The sequence below is a fragment of the Ectothiorhodospira mobilis genome, from assembly GCF_016584115.1.
Taxonomy (GTDB): Bacteria; Pseudomonadota; Gammaproteobacteria; order Ectothiorhodospirales; family Ectothiorhodospiraceae; genus Ectothiorhodospira; species Ectothiorhodospira mobilis.
This window is the reverse complement of record NZ_NRSK01000008.1, coordinates 1-13,924: the sequence shown is the minus strand read 5'-3', so window position 1 is coordinate 13,924 and position 13,924 is coordinate 1. Positions and strand designations below refer to the sequence as shown.

General features: G+C 69.0%; 15 protein-coding genes and 1 tRNA gene. 13 read left to right on the top strand and 3 right to left on the bottom strand.

The annotated features are described in order from the left end of the window. Window positions 1–105: 105 nt before the first annotated feature. Entirely contained in the window at window positions 106–1,848 is a 1,743-nt protein-coding gene (locus tag CKO33_RS05035; RefSeq protein WP_200179939.1) for a DEAD/DEAH box helicase, read from the bottom strand. Window positions 1,849–2,011: 163 nt separating this feature from the next. Beyond that, a tRNA-Leu gene (locus tag CKO33_RS05030) sits at window positions 2,012–2,098 on the bottom strand. A 114-nt stretch (window positions 2,099–2,212) separates the two neighbouring features. Here CKO33_RS05030 and queA point away from each other — a divergent pair. The 5 genes from queA to secF all read left to right on the top strand — a co-directional run bounded on the left by queA (window position 2,213) and on the right by secF (window position 7,624). After that, window positions 2,213–3,262 (top strand): tRNA preQ1(34) S-adenosylmethionine ribosyltransferase-isomerase QueA, encoded by a 1,050-nt coding sequence (gene queA, locus CKO33_RS05025; protein WP_200179938.1) that lies wholly within the window; start codon window positions 2,213–2,215, stop codon window positions 3,260–3,262. Then, the gene (gene tgt / locus CKO33_RS05020; RefSeq protein WP_200179937.1) at window positions 3,252–4,355 is read left to right on the top strand and encodes a tRNA guanosine(34) transglycosylase Tgt; all 1,104 of its coding nucleotides are present in this window, start codon (window positions 3,252–3,254) and stop codon (window positions 4,353–4,355) included. Before queA ends, tgt begins: the two co-directional genes overlap by 11 nt. Window positions 4,356–4,442: 87 nt before the next feature. Next, window positions 4,443–4,775: a preprotein translocase subunit YajC gene (gene yajC / locus CKO33_RS05015; protein ID WP_200179936.1), complete on the top strand. Its 333-nt coding sequence runs from the start codon at window positions 4,443–4,445 to the stop codon at window positions 4,773–4,775. A 37-nt stretch (window positions 4,776–4,812) separates the two neighbouring features. Further along, window positions 4,813–6,675: a protein translocase subunit SecD gene (gene secD, locus CKO33_RS05010; RefSeq protein WP_200179935.1), complete on the top strand. Its 1,863-nt coding sequence runs from the start codon at window positions 4,813–4,815 to the stop codon at window positions 6,673–6,675. Between the two features lie 13 nt (window positions 6,676–6,688). Next, window positions 6,689–7,624 (top strand): protein translocase subunit SecF, encoded by a 936-nt coding sequence (secF, locus tag CKO33_RS05005; RefSeq protein WP_200179934.1) that lies wholly within the window; start codon window positions 6,689–6,691, stop codon window positions 7,622–7,624. Window positions 7,625–7,666: 42 nt separating this feature from the next. On the opposite strand, the gene CKO33_RS05000 is transcribed toward secF, so the two are convergent. After that, window positions 7,667–8,464 carry an inositol monophosphatase family protein gene (locus CKO33_RS05000; RefSeq protein WP_200179932.1) on the bottom strand — a complete coding sequence of 266 codons (798 nt, stop codon included), beginning with the start codon at window positions 8,462–8,464 and terminating at the stop codon, window positions 7,667–7,669. 77 nt (window positions 8,465–8,541) lie between these two features. Here CKO33_RS05000 and CKO33_RS04995 point away from each other — a divergent pair, with 77 nt between their 5' ends. The 8 genes from CKO33_RS04995 to CKO33_RS04960 all read left to right on the top strand — a co-directional run. Beyond that, window positions 8,542–9,321 carry an RNA methyltransferase gene (locus tag CKO33_RS04995; protein ID WP_200179930.1) on the top strand — a complete coding sequence of 260 codons (780 nt, stop codon included), beginning with the start codon at window positions 8,542–8,544 and terminating at the stop codon, window positions 9,319–9,321. A 40-nt stretch (window positions 9,322–9,361) separates the two neighbouring features. After that, complete coding sequence (cysE, locus tag CKO33_RS04990; protein WP_200179929.1) at window positions 9,362–10,177, top strand: serine O-acetyltransferase; 816 nt, start codon at window positions 9,362–9,364, stop codon at window positions 10,175–10,177. Between the two features lie 57 nt (window positions 10,178–10,234). Further along, a complete protein-coding gene (iscR, locus tag CKO33_RS04985) occupies window positions 10,235–10,744 on the top strand; it encodes a Fe-S cluster assembly transcriptional regulator IscR (protein WP_200179928.1) in 510 nt (169 codons plus the stop codon). 64 nt (window positions 10,745–10,808) lie between these two features. Then, window positions 10,809–12,032: an IscS subfamily cysteine desulfurase gene (locus tag CKO33_RS04980; RefSeq protein WP_207146451.1), complete on the top strand. Its 1,224-nt coding sequence runs from the start codon at window positions 10,809–10,811 to the stop codon at window positions 12,030–12,032. A 37-nt stretch (window positions 12,033–12,069) separates the two neighbouring features. Then, window positions 12,070–12,495, top strand: coding sequence for a Fe-S cluster assembly scaffold IscU (gene iscU / locus CKO33_RS04975; RefSeq protein ID WP_200179927.1), 426 nt, complete (start codon window positions 12,070–12,072; stop codon window positions 12,493–12,495). A gap of 33 nt (window positions 12,496–12,528) precedes the next feature. Further along, window positions 12,529–12,852, top strand: coding sequence for an iron-sulfur cluster assembly protein IscA (gene iscA / locus CKO33_RS04970; protein ID WP_200179926.1), 324 nt, complete (start codon window positions 12,529–12,531; stop codon window positions 12,850–12,852). A gap of 19 nt (window positions 12,853–12,871) precedes the next feature. Next, entirely contained in the window at window positions 12,872–13,441 is a 570-nt protein-coding gene (gene hscB, locus CKO33_RS04965; RefSeq protein ID WP_200179925.1) for a Fe-S protein assembly co-chaperone HscB, read from the top strand. Window positions 13,442–13,480: 39 nt separating this feature from the next. Beyond that, window positions 13,481–13,924 (top strand): Hsp70 family protein (locus CKO33_RS04960; protein WP_200179924.1); only part of this gene is annotated, 444 nt, incomplete at its 3' end.

Genomic DNA, 13,924 nt, shown 5'->3' with positions numbered 1-13,924 from the left:
GCCGCGCCCCAAGGCTGGTCTGGGGGCAGCCAACGAAAACGCCCCCTTGCGGGGGCGTATATTCTTTAAGTCAGGATCCGGGCCGGTGGCCGGCCCGAAATGGGCTCAGCGGCGGGACTGGCGCCGCGGTCCCTCGTGCCGGTGGCCGCCCCGGGGGCGCCGCGGGGCCTGTTCCCGGGCGGGGCCGCCCGCATCCGGCCGCAGCCCCAGGCGCTGGCCGCAGACCCAGACCGACTTCAGGTGGTCCACCAGGGCCGGGGGGATCTGCGCCGGCAGGTCCACGGTGGCGTGGTCCTGATTGATGTCGATGCGGCCGATGTGGCCGTTGTCCAGGCCCGCCTCGTTGGCGATGGCCCCCACCAGGTTGCCGGGCTTGAGCCCGTGCTGGCGGCCCACGTCCACGCGAAAACGCTGCATGCCCTCGTCCACCTGCAGGCGGCGGCGGGGCCCTTCACGGCCGGCCCGGGGGCCCTTGCCGTCCCGGTTGCGTTCCCGGCGCTGGGGTTTCTCCTGCACCACGGGGCGTTCCTCCAGCAGCAGGGGGGTTTCCCCCTGGGCCAGATGGGCCAGGGCGGCGGCCACCTGCAGGGGGTCGGCGTCGTTCTCCCGTACGTATTCCCCCATAAGCTCCTGGAAGAAGGCCAGGTCCGTGCCGGCCAGGGTCTCGTCGATACGCTGGCAGAAGCGCTGGATGCGGCGCTGGTTCACATCCCCGGCCGAGGGCATGTCCATGGCCTCGATGGGCTGGCGCGTGGCCCGTTCGATGGCCTGGAGCATGCGCTGCTCCCGCGGCGCCACGAACAGGATGGCCTCCCCCCGGCGCCCGGCGCGGCCGGTGCGGCCGATGCGGTGCACGTAGGATTCGGTATCGTGGGGGATGTCATAGTTGAGCACGTGGCTGATGCGTTCCACGTCCAGGCCCCGGGCCACCACGTCGGTGGCCACCAGGATGTCGATCTGGCCCTGGCGCAGCCGCTCCACGGTGCGCTCCCGCAGGTGCTGGGGGATGTCGCCATTGAGGGCCTCGCAGGCATGGCCCCGGGCCGCCAGCTTCTCCGCCAGTTCCACCGTCTCGTTCTTGGTGCGCACGAATACCAGCATGGCGTCGAATGCCTCGTGCTCCAGCAGGCGGGTGAGGGCGTCCAGCTTGTGCAGCCCGCCCACCCGCCAGTAGCGCTGACGGATGGTGGCGGCGGTGGCGGTGGTGGCGGCGATGCGCACCTCCCGCGGGGCATTCAGGTGCTTGCGGGCCACGCGCCGGATGGCGTCGGGCATGGTGGCGGAGAACAGGGCCCGCTGGCAGGTTCCGGGGACCTGCTCCAGGATCCACTGCACGTCATCGATAAAGCCCATGCGCAGCATCTCGTCCGCCTCGTCCAGCACCAGGGCCTTGAGGGCGTCCAGGCGCAGGGTGCCGCGGCGCATGTGGTCCATGATGCGGCCCGGGGTGCCCACCACCACCTGGGCCCCGCGCTTGAGCTGGCGCAGCTGCACGTTGTAGGCCTGGCCGCCATAGATGGGCAGGACGTGGAAATCGGGCAGGTGCCGGGCGAAGGTCTCGAAGGCCTCCGCCACCTGGATGGCCAGCTCCCGGGTGGGGGCCAGGGCCAGGATCTGGGGGGCGTTCACTTCCGGATCCAGGCGGGCCAGCAGGGGCAGGGCGAAGGCCGCGGTCTTGCCGGTGCCCGTCTGGGCCTGGCCCAGCAGGTCTTCCCCGGTCAGCAACGCCGGGATGGCCTGGGACTGGATGGGGGTGGGGGTCTCGAAACCGGTTTCGGCCAGGGCCGTGAGGACAGGGGCGGGGAGGCCCAGCGCCGCGAAGGCGGGGAGGATATCATTCGGATTCAATGGGGTCTTCCTATGGAACGCACTGCAAGGGGCGGGGCTGCTTCCCGGGGGAAGCGGATCCGCACGGGATCCCGAAGCGGTGAACCGCGCCTTGCCGGGCCGTTCAAAGGGCCCGCCTGTTCCACGGTGTGCCGCCTGTCGAGGATGTCTCTGGATGGTATGGTGGTGCCGGGAGCGAGAATCGAACTCGCACTCTGTTGCCAGAACCGGATTTTGAGTCCGGCGCGTCTACCAGTTCCGCCATCCCGGCGTGATGCAATACGCCAGTATAGCCCTTTAGCCGCATTACATACAAATCCATATCCCGGCGCGTTCCAGGATCGCTTATCGCCCACCGCACCCGATCCTGCTACCATCGCGCGCCATGCAAGTGAGCGACTTCACCTATACCCTCCCGCCGGAGCGCATCGCCCAGGCGCCGCTGCCCGAGCGCAGCGCCGCCCGCATGCTTTGTCTGGATGGCGCCGACGCCAGCCTGGCGGACCGCCATGTGCGGGATCTGCCCCAGCTGCTGCGCCCCGGCGACCTGCTGGTGTTCAACGACACCCGGGTGATCCCGGCCCGCCTCACGGGGCACAAGACCCCCTCGGGGGGGCGGGTGGAGGTGTTGCTGGAGCGCCTGCAGGGGCCGCAACGGGCCCTGGCCCATGTGCGGGCCAGCAAGCCCCCCCGGGAAGGCACCCGGCTGTGGCTGGAGGAGGCCGTGGAGGCCGTGGTGGAGGGGCGTGAGGGGGATCTGTTCCGCCTGCGCTTTGAGGGTGGGGAGGTCCTGGAGCAGCTGGAACGCCATGGTCATATGCCCCTGCCGCCGTATATCCGGCGGCAGGACAACCCGGAGGACCGCCGGCGTTACCAGACGGTCTTCGCCCGTGCCCCCGGGGCGGTGGCCGCCCCCACCGCCGGTCTGCATTTCGACGAGGCCCTGCTGCAGGCGCTGCGGGAGCGGGGGGTGGAGACGGCCTCGGTGACCCTGCATGTGGGGGCGGGCACCTTCCAGCCGGTGCGGGTGCAGGATCCAAAAGACCATGTCATGCATGCCGAATGGGTGCAGGTGGATGCCGATGCCTGTGACCGGGTGGCCGCCTGCCGCGCCCGGGGTGGCCGGGTGGTGGCGGTGGGCACCACCAGCGTGCGCTGCCTGGAGACCGCCGCCGCAGATGGCACCCTGGCCCCGTTCCAGGGGGATACCCGCCTGTTCATCACTCCGGGATACCGTTTCCATGTGGTGGACGCCCTGCTCACCAATTTCCATCTGCCCGAGTCCACCCTGCTCATGCTGGTCTGCGCCTTCGCGGGCCGGGAGGCGGTGCTGGCGGCCTATGCACACGCCGTGGACCAGGGCTACCGCTTCTTCAGCTACGGCGATGCCATGTTCCTCACCCCCTGTGCCAAGGCCCGCGACCATGCGCTTTGAACTGCTGGGCAGGGACGGCCCCGCCCGTCGGGGCCGCCTGATCTTCGACCGGGGCAGCGTGGAGACCCCCGCCTTCATGCCCGTGGGGACCTACGGCAGCGTCAAGGGCATGACCCCGGAAGAGCTGGAGGACCTGGGGGCCGAGATCATCCTGGGCAACACCTTCCATCTCATGCTGCGTCCGGGCACGGAGGTGATCCAGCGGCACGGGGACCTGCACGGATTCATGCACTGGGAACGCCCGATCCTCACTGATTCCGGCGGATTTCAGGTGTTTTCCCTGGCGGATCTGCGCAAGATCAGTGAGGAGGGCGTGCGTTTCCGCTCCCCGGTGGATGGCGCCCCCATCCTGCTCACCCCGGAGCGGTCCATGGAGGTGCAGCGGGCCCTGGGGTCGGACATCGTCATGATCTTTGACGAATGCACCCCCTATCCCGCCACCGAGGAGGTGGCCCGTCGCTCCATGGAGCTCTCCCTGCGCTGGGCGGCCCGTTCCCGGGAGGGGCACGGGGACAACCCGGCGGCCCTGTTTGGCATCGTCCAGGGGGGCATGTACCCGCATCTGCGCCGCCGTTCCCTGGATGGCCTGCAGGCCATCGGTTTCGACGGCTACGCCATCGGCGGCCTCTCCGTGGGGGAGCCGGAGGCGGAGCGCCACCGGGTGCTGGATGAACTGATGCCCCACATGCCCGCCGATCGCCCCCGTTACCTCATGGGAGTGGGCCGGCCCGAGGATCTGGTGGAGGCGGTGCGCCGTGGCGTGGACATGTTCGACTGCGTCATCCCCACCCGCAACGCCCGCAACGGTTTCCTCTACACCCGGGACGGGGTGATGCGCATCCGCAACGCCCGCTTCCGGGACGACACCCGGCCCATCGACCCGGAATGCGATTGCTATGCCTGCCGCCATTATTCCCGGGCCTATCTCAAGCACCTGGACAAGTGCAACGAGATCCTGGCCAGCCGCCTGGCCACCATCCACAACCTGCGCTACTACCAGTGGCTCATGGGGGAGATGCGTGCCGCCATCGCCGAGGGACGGCTGGATGCCTGGGCGGAGGCCTTCCACCGCCGCCGCGCGAAAACCCCGTAGTCTGTGCCATAATGCGTGGCTTTCGTGTCCGCACCCTTGCCGCGCGGGCCCGCGCCGAATCCCAGTGACGTCTCAAGGAGACCTGCCATGAACTTCCTCATCTCCGACGCCTACGCCCAGCAGGGTCAGCCGCCGGCCGGCGGTGGCATGATCGAGTTCCTCATCATGATCGGCGTCTTCTTCGCCATCATGTACTTCCTCATCATCCGGCCCCAGAGCAAGCGCGCCAAGGAACACAAGAACATGGTGGACAATCTCTCCAAGGGGGACGAGATCGTCACCAACGGCGGCCTGGTGGGCAAGATCACCCAGGTGCACGAGAACTTCCTCAAGATCGAGGCCTCCGACGGGGTGGAGCTGGCCGTCCAGCGCCAGTCCGTGGCCGCCGTGCTGCCCAAGGGCACCCTCAAGGACCTGTGATCCGCCCCGCCGATCTCACGATCAACCCGGTTGTGTCATGAACCAGTACCCCGCCTGGAAATACCTGCTCATCGTGGCCGCCGTTGTGGTGGGCCTCGTCTACGCCCTGCCCAACCTCTTCCCGGAGGATCCGGTGGTGCAGGTGGCCCATGCCACTGCCGGCGAGGTGGGGCCCGACGGGGCTCAGCAGGTGCGGGCCGTGCTGGAGGGGCGCGGCATCCCCGTCAAGGGCATGGAGCGGGGCGAGACCGGACTCATGGTGCGCTTCCCCTCCTCGGATGCCCAGCTGCGGGCCGCGGATATCCTGCGCACCGCCCTGGGGGATGACTATGCCGTGGCCCTGAACCTGGCCCCGGCCACGCCGGGCTGGCTGCAGGCCCTCAATGCCCGTCCCATGAACCTGGGGCTGGACCTGCGCGGCGGCATCCACTTCCTCATGGAGGTGGACATGGACGCCGTGGTGGACAACGTCCATGAACGCTACGCCAGCGAGTTCCGCACCCGCCTGCGGGAGGCGGACATGCGCTACCTCAGTGTGGAGCGGGACGGGGAGGGCATCCACCTGCGTTTCGACGATGCCGGGGTCCGGGACCGGGCCCTGGAACGGCTGCGGGATGAATACCGCGGTGACCTGGAGTTCGAGGCCGTGGACGGGGCCGGCAGCCACCGCATCCGTGCCCGGGTGACCGACGAGCAGTTGCAGACCCAGCGCCGCCTGGCCCTGCAGCAGAACATCACCACGCTGCGCAACCGGGTGAACGAACTGGGGGTGGCCGAGCCGGTGATCCAGCAGCAGGGGGAGCGGCGCATCGTGGTGCAGCTCCCGGGGGTGCAGGACACCGCCCGGGCCAAGGAGATCCTGGGGGCCACGGCCACCCTGGAGTTCCGCCTGGTGGACGAGGAACACGACCCCTATGCGGCCGCCGAGCGCGGCCGCGCCCCGGCGGGATCGCGGCTGTACCGGGAGCGCAACGGCAATCCCGTGCTGCTGGAGCGCCGTGTCATGCTCACCGGCGACTACATCCAGGACGCCACCTCCGGCATCGCCCAGGACACCGGCGGGCCGGCGGTGTTCATCAATCTGGACGCCCAGGGGGCACGCATCTTCAGCCGCACCACGGGGGACAACGTGGGCCGGCTCATGGGCGTGGTCTTTATCGAGACCGCCACCGAGACCGTGCGCGAGGACGGCGAACTGGTGCGCCGCACCACCCGCAGCGAGGAGGTGATCAACGTTGCCCGCATCCAGGAGCAGCTGGGCCGCCGTTTCCAGATCACCGGCCTGGACAGCTCCCGCGAGGCCCATAACCTGGCCCTGCTGCTGCGGGCCGGGGCCCTGGCGGCGCCCATGAGCATCGTCGAGGAGCGTACCGTGGGTCCGAGCCTGGGCCGGGACAACATCGAGGCCGGGTTCAAGTCCGTGGTGCTGGGCTTTGTCCTGGTGCTGGTGTTCATGGCCCTCTACTACCGGGTCTTCGGTCTTGTGGCCGACCTGGCCCTGGCCCTGAATCTGGTGCTGCTGGTGGCCCTGCTGTCCATGCTCCAGGCCACCCTCACCCTGCCGGGCATCGCCGGGATCGTGCTCACCGTGGGCATGGCGGTGGACGCCAATGTGCTCATCTTCGAGCGCATCCGCGAGGAACTGCGCAACGGCAACTCCCCCCAGGCGGCCATCCAGGCCGGCTATGCCCGCGCCCTGTCCACCATCGCCGATGCCAATATCACCACCCTCATCGCCGCGGTGGTGCTGTTCATGTTCGGCACCGGGCCCATCAAGGGCTTCGCCGTGACCCTCTCCCTGGGCATCCTGGTGTCCCTGTTCACGGCCCTGGTGGTCACCCGCGGGGTGGTCAACCTCATCTACGGACGCCGGCGTCGCCTCAAGACGCTGGCCATCTGAGGGCGTTCCCGCCATGCAGCTGAACTTTGCCAACGCCAACATCGATTTTCTGGGGCAGCGGCGCATCGCCCTGTCCATCTCCGCCGTCCTGCTGGTGCTCTCCATCCTGCTGCTGGTCTTCCGCGGCCTGAATTTCGGCATCGACTTCACCGGAGGCACCCTCATCGAGGTGGGCTATCCCGGGGCGGTGGAGCTGAACCAGGTGCGGGACACCCTGCAGGAGGGGGGATTCGACCGGGCCAGCGTGCAGTACTTCGGCACCTCCAGCGATGTGCTCATCCGCCTGGCCCCGCGGCAGGGGGAGGACAGCGCCCAGCTCTCCGAGCAGGTGCTCACCCAGTTGCGTACCGCCGGTGGGGACGTGGAGATGCGCCGGGTGGAATTCGTGGGACCCCAGGTGGGGGATGAGCTGCGCGAGCAGGGGGGGCTGGCCATGCTTTATGCCCTGCTGGGCATCCTCATCTACGTGGCCCTGCGCTTTGAATGGCGCTTCTCCCTGGGTGCGGTGGCCGCCCTGGTGCACGACGTCACCCTCACCCTGGGGATCTTCTCGCTGCTGTGGCTGGAGTTCGACCTGTCGGTGCTGGCGGCCGTGCTTGCCGTGATCGGTTACTCCCTCAATGACACCATCGTGGTCTACGACCGCATCCGGGAGAACTTCCGCCGCCTGCGCAAGGAGGCCACCGCGCGGGTGATGAACGTCTCGGTGAACCAGAGCCTGGCGCGCACCCTCATGACCAGCCTCACCACCTTGCTGGTGCTGGTCTGTCTCTACCTGTTGGGTGGCGCCGCCATCCAGAACTTCGCCCTGGCCCTGATCATCGGCGTGCTGGTGGGCACCTACTCCTCCATTTACGTGGCCGCCGCCCTGGCCCTGGTGATGGGGGTGGACCGGGGCGTGATGCTGCCGGTGAAGAAGGAGGGGGAGGAGCTGGACGACCGGCCCTGAGGCGGATGCCGGACGGGCCGGCGCCCGGGGCGGGCGCCGGCACTATTCGGCGCGGCGGTTCACCACCGGATGCAGCCGCTGCAGCATGGCCTTGAAGACCTTGGGGCCGGCCGCCACCACGTTGCCGTGTTCCAGGTAGTCGTTGCCGCCGCGCAGGTCGCTCACCAGGCCGCCGGCCTCCTGCACCAGCAGCACCCCGGCGGCCAGGTCCCACTCATTCAGGCCCATCTCCCAGAAGCCATCCAGGCGGCCGCAGGCTACGTAGGCCAGGTCCAGGGAGGCGGCGCCGGGGCGGCGCACCCCCGCCGTACCCGGCAGCAGCACGCGCAGGGTGCGCAGGTAATGGTCCAGGTCCTGCTCCTCCCGGAAGGGGATACCGGTGCCCAGCAGGGCCCCGGAGAGGTCCTTGAGGCCGGTGACCCGGATGCGGCGGCTGTTGAGGAAGGCCCCGCCGCCGCGGCTGGCGGTGAACAGCTCCTCCTTGATGGGGTCGTAGACCACCGCCTGTTCCAGCCGCCCGCGGTGTTTGACGGCGATGGAGACGGCGAACTGGGGGATGCCGTGGATGAAGTTGGTGGTGCCGTCCAGGGGATCGATCACCCAGACGAAGTCATGGTCCGTGTCCCGGGCCCCGCTCTCTTCGGCGAGGATGCCGTGGTCCGGGTAGGCCCGCCGGATGACGCGGATGATCTCCCGTTCCGCGGCCTGGTCCACCTCCGTGACGAAGTCGTTGGGCTGCTTGTCCTGGATGGTGAGGGTGTCCAGCCGGTGGGCATTGCGGGCGATGACCTGGCCCGCGGCCCGGGCGGCCTTGACGGCGATATTGAGCAAGGGATTCATGGGCAGTCCGGATCCGGTAAAGAACGACGGCCGTGTCCCTGGGACACGGGAAGATGGCGAAAGATACACAACCCACGATGACAAATGAACCCACCGGGGCCCTCGGGTCCGTACGCATCGTCCTGGTGAACACCACCCATCCGGGGAATATCGGCGGGGTGGCCCGGGCCATGAAGAACATGGGGCTTTCGGATCTGCGCCTGGTGAACCCCCAGGGGTATCCCAGCGCCGAGGCCACCGCCCGGGCCTCCGGGGCCCACGACCTGCTGGCCCGGGCCCGGGTCTACGACGATCTGGATACGGCCCTGGCGGGGTGCTGCCGGGTGCTGGGCACCAGCGCCCGCCAGCGCACCCTGCGCTGGCCTGAACTTTCCCCCCGGGCCGCCGCCGCGGATCTCCTGCAGGCGGCCCCCGCGGGGCCCGTGGCCCTGCTCTTCGGGCGCGAGCGCACGGGCCTGACCAATGAGGAACTGGACCGCTGCCAGGCCCTGGTGACGATCCCCACCCACCCGGACTACAGCTCCCTCAATCTGGCGGCGGCGGTGCAGGTGCTCACCTACGAGCTGCGCCTGGCGGCCCTGGAGGCCGGGCAGGATGTCACCGCGCCGGCGGCATCCCCGGGAGGCGGGGAGGCGGGGGCGCCCCACGAGGAGCTGGAGCGGTTCTATGCCCACCTGGAGGAGACCCTGCGCCTGCTGGACTTCCTGGATCCGGACAACCCCCGTCACCTCATGCGCCGCCTGCGCCGGCTCTTCGCCCGGGCCCACCCCAGCGTCAACGAGGTGAACATCCTGCGCGGCATCCTGACCCACGCCGCCCGGGGGCCCGTTGGACGCAGGGACCCGGAAAGGGATTAGAATGACAAGACAGAGCGAACCGGTCGGGTAAGAGGCCCCTATGTTGCAACGACTGCGCGAGGATGTGCGTTGTGTCTTCGAGCGGGATCCGGCGGCCCGCAACACCTTCGAGGTGCTCACCACCTATCCCGGGGTGCACGCCCTGCTGATCCATCGCATCAGCCATTGCCTGTGGCACCACCGCCTGCGCTGGCCGGCCCGGTTTCTGGCCTATTTCGGCCGCTGGCTCACCGGCATCGAAATCCATCCGGGGGCCTGCATCGGGCGGCGTTTCTTCATCGACCACGGCATGGGGGTGGTCATCGGCGAGACGGCGTGCATCGGGGACGACTGCACGCTGTATCACGGCGTCACCCTGGGGGGCACCACCTGGGGCCGGGGGCAGCGTCACCCACAGTTGGAGAACAACGTGGTGGTGGGGGCCGGGGCCAAGATCCTCGGCCCCATCCGCGTGGGCGAGGGGGCCCGCATCGGCTCCAATGCCGTGGTCCTCAAGGAGGTCCCCGCCGGGGCCACGGTGGTGGGCATCCCCGGACGGGTCGTCACCCAGCGCGGCGAGGATGAGGACCGGCGCGAGCGCATGGCCCGGCGCATGGGCTTCGATGCCTATGGCACCACCCGCGACATGCCCGACCCGGTGGCCGTGGCCATCAACCGCATCCTGGACCACCTGCACACCGTGGATCAGCGCCTGGACGAGAACAGCCACGCCCTGCGCTCCCTGGGGGCGGCGGTGGACGACTCCCGCATCCGGGAGATCGAGGCCCGGGACCTGCGGGATCTGGGGCTGAGGGCGGAGGAACCCGCGGCGGAGACGGCCGGGACGGTTCCCGGGACCGGCACTGACAATACTTGACCGTTTTTATAGGGTATAGGTACTATATCCCGGCGGCTGATTCGGGAGAGAGGGCAGATGAGACTGACAACGAAGGGGCGTTACGCGGTGACGGCCATGCTGGACCTGGCCCTGCACAATGATCAGGGCCCGATATCCCTTGCGGATATCTCCAACCGGCAAGGTATCTCATTATCCTACCTGGAACAACTCTTCGCGCGCCTGCGCAAGCGGGGGCTGGTGCTCAGCACCCGGGGTCCGGGTGGGGGCTATACCCTGAGCCGCCCGCCGGGGGATGTGGCCATTGCCGACGTCATCTCCGCCGTGGACGAGAAGGTGGACACCACCCGCTGCGGCGGCACGGTGGACTGCCAGAACAGCCAGCGCTGCCTCACCCACGACCTGTGGTCGGACCTGAGCCGGCAGATCTATGATTTCCTCGCCAACATCACGTTGGCGGATGTGATGCAGCGCAAGGGGGTGCGCGAGGTGGCGGCGCGTCAGGACCGGGAGGTGGCCCGGTCCAGCGCCCCCAGCCGCAGCAGCGCGGGAACTGCACTGAGTGCGGCACGGGAATCGGTGGAGTAGGCTGAAACAGCCCCCGGGCTTGCAACGCCGGGACCAGGTGGGCCGTGGGCCCGAGGAGGACACAATGAGCGAGATCCAATTACCCATCTACCTGGACTATGCGGCGACGACGCCGGTGGACGATCGGGTGGCGGAGGAGATGTGCCGTTATCTCACCCGCGGGGGCTGTTATGGCAATGCGGCCTCCCGCTCCCACGCCCTGGGCTGGGAGGCGGAGCGGGCGGTGGAGCGCGCCCGGGAGCAGGTGGCCGCGCTGGTGGGGGCGGACCCGCGGGAGATCATCTGGACCAGCGGTGCGACGGAATCCGACAACCTGGCCCTCAAGGGCGCGGCCCACTTCTACCAGAAGAAGGGGCGTCATATCGTGACCCTGAAGACCGAGCACAAGGCGGTGCTGGACAGCTGCCGCCAGCTGGAGCGGGAGGGCTTCGAGGTCACCTATCTCGAACCGGAGCCGGACGGCCTGCTGGACCTGGACCGCCTGGGCGCCGCCCTGCGGGACGACACCATCCTGGTCTCGATCATGCATGTGAATAACGAGATCGGCGTGATCCAGGACCTGGAAGCCATCGGCGGTCTGACGCGGGAGCGGGGCATCGTCTTCCACGTGGACGCGGCGCAATCGGCGGGCAAGCTGCCCATCGACCTGGGCGCGTTGCCGGTGGATCTGATGAGCTTTTCCGGACACAAGATCTACGGTCCCAAGGGGATCGGCGCCCTGTATGTGCGGCGCAAGCCCCGGGTGCGCCTGGAGGCGCAGATGCATGGGGGCGGGCACGAACGGGGCCTGCGCTCCGGGACCCTGCCCACGCACCAGATCGTGGGCATGGGCGAGGCCTTTCGCATCGCCGCCGAGGAGATGGAAGCCGAGGCCGCCCGCCTGCAGGCCCTGCGGGAGCGGCTGTGGTCGGGTCTGGCGCAGATGGAGGAGGTCTACCTGAACGGTCACCCCGAGCGGCGCGTGGCGGGTATTCTCAACTGCTCCTTCAACTTCGTGGAGGGGGAGAGCCTGATCATGGCCCTGCGGGACATCGCCGTGTCCTCGGGATCGGCCTGCACCAGCGCCAGCCTGGAGCCGTCCTACGTCCTGCGCGCCCTGGGGCGGGACGACGAACTGGCCCACAGCTCCATCCGCTTCTCCCTGGGGCGCTATACCACCGAGGCGGAGATCGACCACACGGTGGAGCTGGTGCGCGCGGCGGTGGGGCGGCTGCGGGATCTGTCGCCGTTGTGGGAGATGCACCAGGAAGGGGTGGATCTGAAGAGCGTGGAATGGGCGGCGCACTGAGCGCGGTCCCAAAGAGAGCGAACCGGAGGGTAGAGACATGGCCTACAGTGACAAGGTGATCGACCACTACGAGAACCCGCGCAACGTGGGCTCTATGGACAAGGCAGACCACAGCGTGGGCACGGGCATGGTGGGTGCGCCGGCCTGCGGCGACGTGATGAAGCTGCAGATCCGGGTGAACGATGCCGGCGTGATCGAGGACGCCAAGTTCAAGACCTATGGTTGTGGTTCGGCGATTGCCAGCTCCAGCCTGCTGACGGAATGGGTGAAGGGAAAGACCCTGGAGGAGGCGGGTTCCATCAAGAACACGGAGATCGCCGAGGAGCTGGCGCTGCCGCCGGTGAAGATCCACTGTTCGGTGCTGGCGGAGGACGCCATCAAGGCCGCCATCGACGACTACCGCAAGAAGGGCGGCGGGGCCGCCGAGGTTGCCCCGGTGGACGAGGATTCCGGGGCGGCGTGAGCCGCACTCCCATCCTGACAGGAGGAACGAGACATGGGCATCACACTGACCGACGCGGCGGCGCAGCGCGCCAGAAGTGCCCTGGAGAGCCGGGGCAAGGGGATCGGCCTGCGTCTGGGGGTGAAGACCACCGGTTGCTCGGGCATGGCCTATGTCATGGAGTTCGCCGACGAGCTGGAGGAGGGGGACACCGTGTTCGAGGACAAGGGGGTCCGGCTGGTGGTCAGCCCCCGCAGCCTGGTGTATCTGGATGGCACGGAACTGGACTATACCCGCGAGGGCCTGAACGAGGGATTCCGCTTCAAGAATCCCAACGAGGCCTCCCGCTGCGGTTGCGGCGAGAGCTTCGCGGTCTGAGCGTCCCCGGAGGCACCCCATGACGGAAGCAGACGGCACGACGGTGGAACTGGACCTGACGCAGAACCACTTCGAGCTGCTGGGGCTGCCGCAGCGTTTCCGCATCGATCCCGGTGCGCTGTCCCAGGCCTACCGGCGCATGCAGTCCGCCCTGCACCCCGACCGGTTCGCCCGGGCCGGCGATCAGGCCCGGCGTCTGGCGGTGCAGGGGGCGGCCCAGGTGAACGAGGCCTATGCCGTGCTCCGGGATGACGGACGCCGGGCCCGCTACCTGCTGGAACTGCAGGGGGTGGCCGTGGACGAGGAACGGGAAACGGCCCAGGACCCGGCATTCCTCATGGACCAGATGGAACTGCGCGAAGCCCTGGAGGCGGCGGAACAGGAACCCCGGCCCCTGGAGGCGGTGGAGCGGGTGAGGGCGGACATCGATGCCCGCCACAAGGCCCTGCTGCAGACCTTCGAGCAGGCCTTCGGGGCCGGGGACCTGGCGGCGGCCAAGGCCGAGGTGCTGAAGCTCCGCTTCTTCGAGCGCCTGCGGCAGGAGGCGACGGCCCTGGCCGAGCGCCTGGAGGACCGGGATCTGCCCTGATCCCGGGCACACGCACCCATCGACGGATACCACGACGCCATGGCGCTATTGCAGATCTGTGAACCGGGCATGTCCCCCGACCCCCATCAGCACCGGCTGGCGGTGGGCATCGATCTGGGCACCACCAACTCCCTGGTGGCCACGGTGCGAGACGGCGAGGCCCAGGTCCTCAGGGACGCCGAGGGGCGCATACTGCTGCCCTCGGTGGTGCACTATGGCGGGGACGGGGCAACCCTGGTGGGCCACGAGGCCCGCCACCGCGCGGCCCTGGACCCCCTGAACACCCTCTCCTCCATCAAGCGCCTCATGGGCCGGGGCGTGGGTGACCTCAAGACCGTGGCCGGGCATGTCCCCTACGACTTCGTCGCCGGCGAGGGGGGCGTGCCCCGCATCCGCACCCGCGGCGGCGAGGTGACGCCGGTGGAGGTCTCCGCCGAGATCCTGCGGGTGCTCAGGGAACGGGGGGAGGCCCGTCTGGGGGGG